The following is a 12,708-nucleotide window of genomic DNA, read 5'->3' as shown; positions in this document are numbered from 1 at the left end:
TCGTTCTGCATTTGTCAGAATCGAGGTATGGATTGGTAGATGGTAAAGGAGCGCGAACCCCGTTGAATCTGTATTTTCAATTCACCGCCGGTTTGCAGAATCTGGTTCAGCAATGCCTGATCCTGCCCGATGTTACCAACCGGCTGATCATTAACCGCCGTCACCACATCGCCCGGGCGCAGCCCGGCCATGGCGAGCTGGCGTGCATTCTGGGTTACCTGATAGCCGGAGCCGGTGGCTTCGAGGCCGACTTCATCGAGCAGGCCCTGGGGGTCTGAGTTGGCACGTTGCTGAACATAAGACACCATTTGTTCAACCTGTGCCTGTACATCTTCGCCCCGGTCGACCCGCTGCTGAGCCTGGTCAATGGTCTCTCTGAAACTGCTGTCGTCTTCGATGGGCTCATCGTTGACTTGCAACAACTGCGATGTCGCTTCCCGCTCGTAGCGCAGCGTCTCCAGCTGGCCATTGCGGTCGAGTATGACCCGGTCACGGTATACCGCCGACAGGGTCGCCTGGTTAAAAATATCGTCACCGACCGAGAACGCGCTGGCCTGACTGCCGCCCCGGGAAATAATGGCAAAACCAGTGCCGTCGTCGCCACGGGCAAGCACGGCCTGCAGCTTCATGTTCAATCGGGTTTCTGGGGCTTCGACCGGCTGCTCGGGTTCAGCAGTTGCCACCGCCTCAAATTGCCCGAAGAAGTGGCGTTCGCCCAGAGCGGCGCCGAGTTGTTCGGGGTTGGTGCTGCTCGCAGCGTTATTCAGGTTGGCTGGTTGAATGCGCGGTGCACTTACCTCGGGTACCGGTTGCAGCCAGAGCCAGGTAAGCTGGGCGCTGTAAACGGCGCTCAGGACTATGAGGATCACCACGACCCAGCGCTGCAGCGGCAGCCATAGTTGCCGGCTTTGATTGACCCAATCCATCAAAACACCTTCTGTGAGATTTCTACCAGGGTCTCACGCCCGCCGGGAACCGGAATGCCCAGGCGCTCGGCCATGGCCCGTTGCACGGTAACTTGCCCCTGCCCTTCCCGGCTCAGTTGCGCCCGGATCAGTGAGGTGTCGTCCAACGCATCGATCGCTACGCGCCATGCGGTGTCGTCGCTGGTGATTTCCCCTTGCATCTGGGGTACGTCGAACTGCTGCCGGGAACGCCCCATCGGCACTTCAACGGGCCCGCCGGACCAGGAGAGTTCACCGCTAGCGTCACCGAGGGCCCCGCCCCAGCCGGCATTGGCGCTCAGGTCTGAGATAACCAGCCGCCCCTGGAGAGTTGAATTATAAGACCGGGTAATCTGGGCAAACGCCGCTTCGTCGACATACCCGGATACCTGCTCAACCCCCACGCCCGTCGGGCGCACCTGAATCTGGCCAGACACATCGAGCGCCGGGCTGGATACACGGACATCGTAAGGTAACCGGGCTGTCAGCAGACCCAGGGGCTTCACCTGCCATTCAAGATTGAATTCTGGGCTGTTTGGCACCAGTACCCGGCTTTGTCCCTGCCAGATGTTACCCTGTGGCTGTTCGAGGCGTACGCCTGCAGACCGCAGCGACGGCTCCGCAAAACTGATCACCCAGCTCAATGGCACGGTCGCCACCAGGGTGAGCAAATACACCCCTACAAACAGCACCACTAATTTTAGATTAATTCTCATAGACTTCCGTTCTGCACTATCCCTGCGCCTTTTTCAGGCTTGCGCCCACAGATCAAAATATCGGGACGCCAGTGTATAGAAGGCCCCTATTCACGACAATCGGTTTACACCCATCTGACAGTGCTTTGCGGCCTTGCTGCTGCCTCGTACGGGCGTTTTCCGCCCATAAAAAAGCCCGCACGTAGCGGGCTTGTCGGGTATTGGGCCGGGCTGGCTTACATCATGCCGCCCATGCCACCCATACCACCCATGCCGCCCATATCAGGCATACCGCCGCCGGAAGACTTGTCTTCTGGCTTGTCGGTGATCATGGCTTCAGTGGTGATCATCAGGCCAGCAACCGAGGCAGCCGCTTGCAGGGCTGAACGGGTCACTTTGGCCGGGTCGATAATACCCAGTTCCATCATGTCGCCGTATTCGCCGGTTGCAGCGTTGTAGCCGTAGTTACCAGAGCCTTTCTTGACTTCGTTCAGTACAACAGACGGCTCGCCACCGGCGTTGTAAACGATCTGACGCAGCGGGGATTCCATGGCACGCAATGCCAGGGCAATACCGGTGCGCTGCTCTTCGTTGTCGCCCTGAATCTCGCCTACGTTCATCAGTGCGCGTACCAGGGCTACACCGCCACCGGCAACCACACCTTCCTGAACGGCTGCACGGGTTGCGTGCAGGGCGTCGTCGACGCGGGCTTTCTTCTCTTTCATTTCCATCTCGGTGGCAGCGCCAACCTTGATGACAGCAACACCGCCGGCCAACTTGGCGACGCGTTCCTGGAGTTTTTCCTTGTCGTAATCGGAGGTAGATTGCTCGATTTCGGCACGGATCTGCTCTACGCGGCCTTTGATGTCGGCGTCTTCACCGGCACCGTCAACCACGATGGTGTTTTCTTTGGACAGGGTGACCTTCTTGGCGCTACCCAGGTGTTCCAGGGTGGCGGTTTCGAGGCTCATGCCCACTTCTTCGGAAATCACAGTACCACCGGTCAGAATCGCCAGATCCTGCAGCATGGCCTTGCGACGGTCGCCGAAGCCCGGTGCCTTGGCAGCGGAGACTTTAACGGTACCGCGCATGTTGTTGACAACCAGGGTCGCCAGGGCTTCGCCTTCGATGTCTTCAGCAATGATCATCAGCGGACGGCTGGCCTTGGAGACGGACTCCAGTACCGGGATCAGGTCACGGATGTTGCTGATTTTCTTGTCGACCAACAGGATGTACGGGTTTTCGAGCTCGGCCGTCATGGTCTCCTGGTTGGTGATGAAGTACGGAGACAGGTAACCACGGTCGAACTGCATGCCTTCGACGACTTCCAGCTCATCGTCGAAACCACTGCCTTCTTCAACGGTGATCACGCCTTCGTTACCAACTTTTTCCATGGCATCGGCGATCAGGCCGCCGATGGTGGCGTCGGCGTTGGCAGAAATGGTACCGACCTGAGCGATGGCTTTCTTGTCTGAGCAAGGCACAGACAGCTTGGCGATTTCATCAACAACAGCACGTGTCGCTTTGTCGATGCCGCGCTTCAGGTCCATCGGGTTCATGCCCGCTGCAACTGATTTCAAGCCTTCGTTAACCAGGGCCTGGGCCAGCACGGTTGCGGTCGTGGTACCGTCACCGGCTTCGTCATTGGCCTTGGAAGCAACTTCCTTGACCATCTGAGCGCCCATGTTTTCGAATTTGTCTTCGAGTTCGATTTCCTTGGCAACCGATACACCGTCTTTGGTGATGGCGGGTGAGCCGAAGGATTTGTCGAGAATTACGTTACGGCCTTTGGGGCCCAAAGTTACTTTGACGGCGTCGGCCAGCAGGTTCACGCCTTTCTGCATCTTACCGCGAGCGGAATCGCCAAATTTTACGTCTTTAGCTGCCATGATGTGCTTACCTTCCTTACAATTCGTTGAACGAGCTCGGTTTACTCAATAACGCCGAAGATGTCGCTTTCGGTCATAATCAGCAGTTCTTCGCCGTCGATCTTGACGGTGCTGCCTGCGTACTGACCAAACACAACGGTATCGCCTACCTTCACATCCAACGACTTGACGTCGCCATTCTCAAGGATCCGGCCGTTGCCGACTGCCAGGATTTCGCCCTGAGAGGGCTTTTCTTTGGCAGAACCTGGCAGAACGATACCGCCGGCGGTGGTTTCCTCTTGATCCTTGCGGCGTACTACGACGCGATCATGCAAAGGACGAATTTTCATGGATCCAATCTCCTAAAAGACATGTGGGAGTTTTGTTGTGATTTCAGGGCTGTTCGATACTGAACGGCCCCGGAATGCCAATGCTCCCCGTTAATGGGGCCGACAAATTTTCATTTCAACACCTTCGGGGTTAAATTTTTTCTGAGCCTGGGGATCGCGCAGGGTACCGGGCATGCCTTTCCGGGGTAGGCGTAAATCCGTCCATGGAGCCTAGGCCGCAGCATCCCTGCTGCGGACTACCCCGGAAAGGCATACCCAGCACCCTGCATTTGCTGCACAGCCACCGCTTTATTTTTCCAATTGCCTACTCAATAACTAACAGCTGGTAAAGTACCAACGCAGCATTCGGCTAGTACCACAGTTCTGAAATCGGGGTCTCAGGCTCAAAATGATAGGCGCACTGAGCCTGAAACAGTTCTGCGGTGGCCAGGGCGTCGGTGAGGGCATTGTGGGGTGGGTAATGCGGCAGGCCGTAGCGTATACGGCTGTCCGATAGGCGGATGGAGACGGGCCGGCGGTTGGTCAGGCGGGCCCAGAGGCTTCGGGGTTTGTCGCGGTGCAGCATTGCCTCTATGGCCATGGTATCGACCATTGGAAATTGCAGGCCTTCGTTCCAGCGGGCTTTGACGACGACATCCATAAAGGATCGCTCTATGGCTCTATGGTGCACCACAGCAACTCGCCCGGCCAGGCAGTCGAGCAGGCCAGGCAGAATCTCGGCCATGTCGGGGGCGTTTTTTATGTCGGTGTGGGTAATGCCGTGGAACTGAATTGACTGTTGAATCAATGGCAGTTGGGGCTTTACAACCCAGTGCCGGCTGTCCGCGACCGAGATGCGTTTTACGGTAAAAGGGACCAGGCCGACGCTGAGAATGGCATGGCGATCTGCGTTCAGGCCGGTGGTTTCCACATCGAGGGCCACAAAGGGCACCTCGTTTATCGGGCAATCGGCCGCGACGGTCCCTGCCTGGTAAAAGCGCTGCAATTCCGGGTGCCTGACCTGGTCTGCCCAGGCGCTGAAGCAGGCAGGCCAGTCGGGCCTGGTATCCAGGGAGTCACTGTCTCGGGGGACAAAAAAGCTCACACCCGGTTCACCTGATACCGCATTCGCAGGTATTTCTGGGCGTTGCTAATGACCTGAAAGGCGTCTTTGAGGTTGCGCCGTTCGAAGACCGTCATGTTCTCGGGTTCAACGTTGTTGTCGGGTTCCTGTTCGGATTCGAGGTCAAGCGCCTGGTGCCGGGCACGTACGATGGATATGTATTCCATGGCGTCGCGCAGATCGTCGCCGTTGCTGTGACCCAGAATGCGGGATTCAGCAATGGCATCGAGCCGGTTGAAGGAGTTCTGGGCGGTAGAGCCCGCCGCCAGAGCGTGAACCCGTATAACGTCGCTCAGCGGTGCAGTGCCGCGTCGTTTCAGGTTGATGGACTTGTTGTGCTTGCCGTCGCTTTCCATGACAAACGTTCGGAAAAAACCCAGCGGTGGTGTTCGGTTGAGGGCGTTGCGCGCCAGGCAAGCGAGAAATCTCGGGCTGCGCTGAGCCCGGCTAGCGACATCAACTTTGAGGGTCTCGGCCAGGGCCGTTTCGCCGTGAATACCGTCCAGATCGAAAAATATGGAGCTGTTGAGCAAGGCCTGGGGGTCGGGGTTGTCGATCCAGTCTTTGAAATAGGCGCGCCAGACTGACAGTGGCTGCCGCCATTGGGGGTTGGTGGCCATGATGCCGCCTTTGCAGTATTCGTAACCGCATTCTGCCAGACCATCGCTGACGTAGGCGGCGAGTTTGGCGAAATAGTCGTCGTGCTCATCCGGGTTGAAGTCGTCACTGAGGATCATGGCGTTATCCTGATCGGTGACGACGTATTGCTCATCCCGCGCCATTGAGCCCAGTGCCAGAAAACAGTATGGCACCGGTGGCGGGCCAAATTCTTCCTCGCCCAGCTCCAGCAGGCGCTGCGTGAAACTGCGACCAATTCCGGCGATGGCGCTGCCGATCATGTGGCTGGTGGCGCCTTCGTTCACCATGCGTATGAAGGTGGCCCGAACGTCGGGCATCAGGCTGCTCAGGTCTTTTCTGCGTGGCTGGCGATGAATCTGGCTAACCAGATAGAGGCTGCTCTGGGATTCGTAACGAATGATATCGGACAATGCCAGCACACCCACGGGCTTGCGGTGGCGTAACACCGGCAGATGGTGCACGTTGTGGCGCAGCATGCTGAGCATGGCATCGAATACAAAGGCTTTGGCATCGATGGTGATCAGTTCGGTGGTCATGAACTGCCTGACCGGTGTGTCGTACCCCAGTCGTTCCGCCAGGGCGCGGGTACGAAGGTCGCGATCGGTAATGATGCCGACCATGAAACCCGCCTGTTCGGGATGATCCGGGTCGGTAATCACCAGGGAAGATACACCCTCTTCGGTCATCGCCAGTGCAGCTTCGTGCAGCGTCGCAGTCTGCGGCAACATAACCGCCGAGCGTGACAGCAGTTTGTACACCCGGGAAGTCATCAGGTCAGTATTTTGTTGCTGGTTGACGGCAGCACGCAGGCGAGACTGATCTTCAACCTCGACGAATTCGGCAAAGGTTTCACTCGACTCCCAGAGCCGGTCGAACAGATCTTTGGCGACAAAGTAGATGAGGGTGTCCTCTATCGCACGCGCCGGAAACCGCACGGGGCGATTCATCAGCAGGCCCCACTGACCGAAAATGTCGCCCTCGGCGAGGCGGTTATAGAGTTCGCCATTACTGCGGTACAACTCGACCGCCCCACTGCGGATAATGTGCAGGTAGGTGACCTCTTCCCCTCTGACCATGATGTCGGAGCCGGCTTTGAAGTAGCCGATTTCGATCTGGCTGGCCAAGGTGTCGAGCCATTCATCCGGAAGCTGGTCAAACGGGGCGAACCGCCTGAGCTGATCACGTATCTCCAGATGCTCGACTTCCATCCTCACCTCCTGATATGGCGTTTTTCAAGACCCCTGGCATCTTAGCCGGGTTGGGTCTGTTCTGAGAACGAATGGTGCCGACTCAAACAATGGTTGTCCAACCTCAACGCCGACCTTTATACTGCCGCTACAGAGGTTGTAACCTTTTTGTAAAGGCTTGTTATAAAGGACGTGGCCGCCCACTTATATGACGGACGGTTGCAGCAGTCAGGTCGTGCGCAGTATGCGCGATGACAACAAGGATATATGGACATGTCAGACACACCCAATGGCCCGAAACACCCGGGGCTGACTCCGAGTGAGACGCATGATACCGCTATCATGATCGTCGACGACACCAAGTTCAGCAGCGCGATCATTCAGCGCATGCTGGTCAATGCCGGGTTCCGTGATATTCGCATTGCCGACAACGCCATAGACGCGCTGGATGCGCTGAAACAGCGCCCGGCCGAGCTGATGCTGGCCGACTGGCTGATGCCAGGCATGGATGGCCTGGAATTGACTCAGCTGGTTCGCGAACTGGACCGGCGACGAGGCTGTTTCACCTACGTGATGTTGCTGACCGCCAAGGAGAACGACGAAGCCCTGCAGGAAGCTTTTGCCAAGGGCGTCGATGATTTCATTGGCAAAACCCACCTGAAAACCCAGTTACTGGCCCGGGTTCATGCCGGTCAGCGGTTGTCGCGGCTGCATAACTCGCTGATCTCCCGTGAGCGTCAGCTAAAAGACCAGTTCCGGGCGGTGACCCGCATGAACCGGCTCGATGCAACAACCGGGCTTGGCAATTCGCAGCACTTGCGCCACCAATTGGACCGGACGCTGGTTCACATTAAAGGGCGTACCGGACAAATGGGGCTGATTCTGTGCCGGATCGATAATCTCGGTGAAGTGGCCACTCAGGGCGGCCGGGCCTTACGCAATGAGCTGATTCGCGAAGCCTGCAGCCGCCTTACTGAACACACCCGCCCACTCGATGACACAGCCCGGCTAGGCGAGAACATCATTGGTGTGCTGTTGCATTCCACGGGCGGCAATGTGGCGACGCAGAAACTGATTCGACGCCTGTACGATGCCCTGTTCACCCGCGCCTACTCGACAACGTCCGGCTTTGTGTCACTGACGGGCTGCATTCAGCTCGATCTGGCCGATGCCTCCCAGCCCCTCCCCGCTTCGGCAGAATGGATGTTGGAGCAGGCACTGGTGCGATTGCAGAAGATTCCCGTAGAACAGCGCCATGCCATGCATGTGTGGCAAAACGGACAAAGCGCCTGACCCTGGCTAGGCCTCTTTTGGTGGCTATCTTCCGCAGCGGGTACCGGGGTCACCTCAGTCAATTTTTAAACTGGCGTTAGGTCCACCGATGTCGCCTCCGAAGGGGCGCTAGAGTTACCATATGCGCTCATCCGGTAAGGATACGACGATATGGCAAAGATCCTTCTGCTTGGCCCCGGCGCCATCGGCAGCCTGATGGCCTGGTCACTGCAAAACCACGCAACCATTAAGGTGTATGCCCACCGTGCGGGCTTGTCGTTGCCTGGCTACGTTGAATCCGACGGAGAAACTCATCCGCTGCGGTGGTCACTGACCGACTCGCTCGATGGTATCGATGCCGTGCTGGTGTGTTGCAAGGCCACTCAGGTTGAACGCGCTACTTTGCCCCTCATTCCAAAACTTACTGATATTCCCTGGTTGATTCTGTGCAATGGCCTGGGCCCACAGGCCTGGCTCAGCCAACAGTTGCCGGGCCGGGTGTTGTGGGCATCGACGACCGAAGGCGCGGGCCGGTTTGGTCAGCGGGTTCGGCACACCGGGGTCGGGGAAACCCGGATTGGAAGCCCGGCGCAGTATCCCGTTACTGATGAAACCGAACAGTGGGGGCGCAAGCTGGTGAATCAGGCGGGCCCGCTGGAATTACACTGGGAGACTGATATTACGGCGGTGCTTTGGCGTAAACTGGCGATCAATGCCGTGATTAACCCGATTACGGCGGTGCAGCAGTGCCTGAACGGCGCCCTGGCCGAGCGCGAATGGGTCGGTGAAGTAGAGCTGTTGTGCGCTGAAATTCAACAGATTGCGCGGGCCAGTGACGTTCAATTGCCATCGGATCTTGCCGAACGGGTGGTGATGGTGGCCAAAGCGACGGGGCGCAACCGGTCGTCGATGCTGACGGACATCGAGGCCGGGCGGGAAACCGAGGTCGATTCGATTCTGGGCCCTTTGCTGTGTGCCGCCGATCGGCATGGCCTGGCGGCGCCACGTTTGCAATACTGGTACCAGGCGGTGATTCGCCTGCACCCGCTGATTCGCTGACGAGCGCTTAACCGACAGCGCCTTAACCGCACACCAAGGAGCCTGCATGGCCTATGCATCACCGACCCTGCTGGGGCGTATTCTCTGGTGGTTACTGGGGATCACCGTTGTCAGCAGTCTGAGCATTGGCTTTGTCTTTTTCTCGGGTCAGCACCTGCATCCGCTGGTGGTGATGTGCCTGATTGTGGTGATTTCCATTCTGGGTTCGGCCGTGTTGCTGCAAATTTTCCGCCGGCATTTTCTCAACCCATTGAACCAGTTGATGCTGGTGTCGAACCAGGTAACGGCGACCTCCAATGTGACGCTGCGGGCAAAAAAACACCACCAGGATGAGCTGGGCAAGGTGGTTGACGCGTTCAATGCGATGCTTGACCAGATGGCACGACGCGAAGCCGATCTGAAGGCCGAACGCGACCGGGCCACCCTGGCCGGACAAGAGTCGGAAGCCATGGCCGAGGCAGCGCAGAAGGCCATGCACAAGCTGGAGTTCGAGGTGCAGGTACGCCACCGGGTTGAACGCCGGCTGACCGAGTTTCAGAATTACCTGAACGCCATCATCAATTCCATGCCGTCAGCGCTGATCGCCGTGGACGAGAAGCTGATCGTCACCCAGTGGAATACCGAGGCGGCGCTGATCAGTGGCACCCGTCCGGAGCAGGCCATTGGGCTTTCGCTGCAGGAGGCCTTCCCGTTTCTGGGCCAACATCAGGATCTGATTCTGCTGGCGCTGACCCGGCACAAGGTGCAAAGCCGGCACAACCTTGAACTGCAAACAGCCGAGCAACCCATCCGTGTCGACCTGGTGGTTTACCCGCTGCAACAGACCGATTCTCAGGGGGCGGTGATTCGGCTGGATGACGTAACCGAGCAGTTCAAGCTTGAAGAAGTGATGGTACAAACGGAAAAAATGATGTCGGTTGGGGGCTTGGCCGCAGGCATGGCCCATGAAATCAATAACCCACTGGGAGCCATTGTTCAGAATGCCCAGAACATTGAACGACGGCTCGACCCGGCCCTCAAACGCAACCGTGAACTGGCGTCCAGCCTGGGGCTGAATCTGGAGCTGATGCAGCAATACCTCGCCAGACGGGATGTACCCAAGTTCCTGACCAACATTTCCGAATCTGGCTTGCGGGCGTCACGCATTGTCACCAACATGCTTCAGTTCAGCCGCGACAGCGACCGTTTGCTGCAACCCTACCCAATCGGCCAATTACTCGACCAGGCCATCAACATTGCCCTGAACGACTTCAATTTGAAATCGGGCTATCGCAAACAGCATCTGTTCGTCGATCAGGATTTTCGATCGCCCGAGGTTGAAGTGCCCTGCGTGATGACCGAACTCGAACAGGTGTTACTGAACCTGATGAAGAACGCCGCCCAGGCGATCCGCGAGCGGTTCGACACCTTGAATGACATTGATGAAGGCATCATCCAGATACGGCAATACGTGCAGGACGATCATTGCGTGATCGAAGTGGCCGACAACGGCATCGGCATGGATGAACCCACCCGAAAACGCATTTTTGAACCGTTTTTCACCACCAAGGATGTGGGTGTGGGCACGGGCCTTGGTTTGTCGGTGAGTTTCTTTATCATCACCACCCACCACCACGGCCGGTTGCAGGTCGAATCGACCGTGGGCCGGGGTGCCCGGTTCATTCTGTCGCTTCCGCTGACCGACCCGCTGGTAAAGCAGACGCTTGAACAGGTAACAACAGCCGATGACGTTCGCGGCCCGGCTGCCGATACCGATGCGGACCAGCCTCCCCTTTAAACAGGCTCGCTAACATCAGCGGGCTTAAACCAATACCAAACGCAAGGACCGACACCACCATGGGTAACCGACTTTCCAAGATTTACACCCGCACCGGCGACGCCGGCGACACTGGCCTCGGCATGGATGGGCGAGTGCCCAAAGACAGTGGTCGCATTGCCTCTATGGGTGACATCGATGAACTGAACAGCCTGGTCGGCTTTCTGATGGTCTGCCTGGGAGACCAGCACAGTGAATACCCAATGCTCAGCCAGATTCAACACGACCTGTTTGACCTGGGCGGTGAACTGGCCATGCCCGGCTATGAACTGCTCGACGCAGCGCTGATCAGTGACCTGGAAGACCACATCGACCGCATCAACGAGCACCTGCCGCCGCTGAAAAATTTCATTCTGCCAGGCGGCAACGAAGCGGCCAGCCGCTGCCACCTGGCCCGCGCCACCTGCCGCCGGGCGGAACGGACGCTGGTGGCCTTCAACCGCCAGGAAGCAGAAGGCCATGTGCTGGCCCAGCAGTACCTGAACCGTCTGTCAGACCTGTTTTTCGTGTTGGCACGACAGCTTGCCCGGGCCGATGGCTCCCAGGAAGTGCTGTGGCAATCGCGTCATCGTAAAAAGGATTCCTGATAGAGTTCACAGATTGACGGAAGACCACTAAACAATGGCGATTATCCGCCGATAGCTCTTTCAAGCACTGACCAACCGAGCGTATAGCATGGCCGCCATCATCCTTGGCAAGAATCTGATCAGCGAAGATGAACTGATAGAGTTCGCTTTCAGTGAAGAAAACCTCAACGACCGCACCCTGCGCGAGTTGAAGGCCGAGGCCAGTGAGGCGGCTCTGGAATCCTCCTGGTTGTTGATCCGGATCATGAAGGCGGAACGCATCTATATCAGCCACAAGCCTGCCCTGCGCACCCCACCCCAGGCACCCACTCCCCCAACCCTCAAGTAGTTCCTGCCAGGGAGGCTTTGGCACGCGGCGGCCACTGGGATGCCATTTCAACTTCTTTCGGAATACTTTGCTTACTGTGAAGACAAGCGACGGGTGCCAGTGGGGCTCCTGTGGGGTAGTCCGCAGCATGGATGCTGCGGCCTAGGCCCGAGACGTCGGACCGCCATGGACAGATCTACGCCGACCCCACAGGAGCTCCACTTGTATCCGGCGCGGCCCCGCGCCTCCCAAGTATATTCAACGATGTAACCAAAGAAGTAAGCTCCCTACCTGCAAAACCAGCGGTGGCTGTTTCGCATTCAGGCTGCTAAATTACGCAACAATTCCGGTAAAGCGGTGGTGGGGGAGCCCCCTGCCCAGCTTTACCCATGCCTGTAAACCATGATCCGTGACGATCCGAGACCAAAGGGTTATTCCATGAGTACAATTCCAGCCGATTTGAAATATGCCGCCTCCCACGAATGGGTCCGTGAAGAAGGTGACGATGTCATTACCATTGGCGTATCCGATTTTGCCCAGCAACAGCTGGGCGATGTGGTTTTTGTGGAAGTGCCGGAAGTGGGCGCCGAAATCGTTGCCGGTGACCCGGTTGCGGTGGTTGAGTCGGTAAAAGCGGCCTCCGACATCTATACTCCGGTGACCGGCACTGTCATCGCGGTGAACGAATCGCTGGAAGATGCACCGGAACAGGTCAACGAAGACCCTTACGAGAACGGCTGGTTCTTCAAAGTAAAAATGCAGGACCCGGGTGAGCTGAAAGATCTGATGGACGCCGAGTCCTACCAGGACCAGTGCGCCGAAGACTGATCTTGCTGCGGCTCTGCGGGCCGCGTTAACGACCCCGTATCAGGGCGTGCCTGC

The 12,708-nt window shown here is 57.7% G+C and carries 12 protein-coding genes; 6 read left to right on the top strand and 6 right to left on the bottom strand.

The features are described from left to right. Positions 1-14: 14 nt before the first annotated feature. From ACHUE7_RS14195 to ACHUE7_RS14170, 6 genes are all read right to left on the bottom strand, one after another. Positions 15-926, bottom strand: a complete 912-nt coding sequence (locus tag ACHUE7_RS14195; protein ID WP_394170553.1) for a type II secretion system protein N — start codon at positions 924-926, stop codon at positions 15-17. Then, positions 926-1,660 (bottom strand): type II secretion system protein N, encoded by a 735-nt coding sequence (gene gspN / locus ACHUE7_RS14190; protein ID WP_394170552.1) that lies wholly within the window; start codon positions 1,658-1,660, stop codon positions 926-928. The genes ACHUE7_RS14195 and gspN overlap by 1 nt, the downstream gene beginning before the upstream one ends. A 215-nt stretch (positions 1,661-1,875) precedes the next feature. Next, a complete protein-coding gene (gene groL / locus ACHUE7_RS14185) occupies positions 1,876-3,528 on the bottom strand; it encodes a chaperonin GroEL (RefSeq protein WP_127555607.1) in 1,653 nt (550 codons plus the stop codon). A 41-nt stretch (positions 3,529-3,569) separates the two neighbouring features. Further along, positions 3,570-3,857 carry a co-chaperone GroES gene (groES, locus tag ACHUE7_RS14180; RefSeq protein ID WP_127555608.1) on the bottom strand — a complete coding sequence of 96 codons (288 nt, stop codon included), beginning with the start codon at positions 3,855-3,857 and terminating at the stop codon, positions 3,570-3,572. Between the two features lie 349 nt (positions 3,858-4,206). Next, entirely contained in the window at positions 4,207-4,941 is a 735-nt protein-coding gene (locus tag ACHUE7_RS14175) for a 3'-5' exonuclease (protein WP_394170551.1), read from the bottom strand. Further along, the gene (locus tag ACHUE7_RS14170; protein ID WP_394170550.1) at positions 4,938-6,806 is read right to left on the bottom strand and encodes a DUF294 nucleotidyltransferase-like domain-containing protein; all 1,869 of its coding nucleotides are present in this window, start codon (positions 6,804-6,806) and stop codon (positions 4,938-4,940) included. The genes ACHUE7_RS14175 and ACHUE7_RS14170 overlap by 4 nt, the downstream gene beginning before the upstream one ends. 252 nt (positions 6,807-7,058) lie before the next feature. Here ACHUE7_RS14170 and ACHUE7_RS14165 point away from each other — a divergent pair, with 252 nt between their 5' ends. From ACHUE7_RS14165 to gcvH, 6 genes are all read left to right on the top strand, one after another. After that, positions 7,059-8,078, top strand: coding sequence for a GGDEF domain-containing response regulator (locus ACHUE7_RS14165; protein ID WP_394170549.1), 1,020 nt, complete (start codon positions 7,059-7,061; stop codon positions 8,076-8,078). 150 nt (positions 8,079-8,228) lie between these two features. Continuing rightward, entirely contained in the window at positions 8,229-9,116 is an 888-nt protein-coding gene (locus ACHUE7_RS14160; protein ID WP_394170548.1) for a ketopantoate reductase family protein, read from the top strand. Positions 9,117-9,162: 46 nt separating this feature from the next. Beyond that, the gene (locus ACHUE7_RS14155; protein WP_394170547.1) at positions 9,163-10,893 is read left to right on the top strand and encodes a two-component system sensor histidine kinase NtrB; all 1,731 of its coding nucleotides are present in this window, start codon (positions 9,163-9,165) and stop codon (positions 10,891-10,893) included. 59 nt (positions 10,894-10,952) lie between these two features. Then, complete coding sequence (locus ACHUE7_RS14150; RefSeq protein ID WP_348476530.1) at positions 10,953-11,519, top strand: cob(I)yrinic acid a,c-diamide adenosyltransferase; 567 nt, start codon at positions 10,953-10,955, stop codon at positions 11,517-11,519. A gap of 88 nt (positions 11,520-11,607) precedes the next feature. Then, positions 11,608-11,847: a hypothetical protein gene (locus ACHUE7_RS14145; RefSeq protein WP_127555615.1), complete on the top strand. Its 240-nt coding sequence runs from the start codon at positions 11,608-11,610 to the stop codon at positions 11,845-11,847. 417 nt (positions 11,848-12,264) lie between these two features. Beyond that, entirely contained in the window at positions 12,265-12,654 is a 390-nt protein-coding gene (gene gcvH, locus ACHUE7_RS14140; RefSeq protein WP_127555616.1) for a glycine cleavage system protein GcvH, read from the top strand. Positions 12,655-12,708: the final 54 nt, after the last annotated feature.

Origin of the sequence: Saccharospirillum alexandrii, from assembly GCF_043641555.1 — a bacterium.
Lineage (GTDB): Bacteria > Pseudomonadota > Gammaproteobacteria > Pseudomonadales > Natronospirillaceae > Saccharospirillum > Saccharospirillum alexandrii_A.
This window is presented reverse-complemented; position numbering and strand designations above follow the sequence as displayed.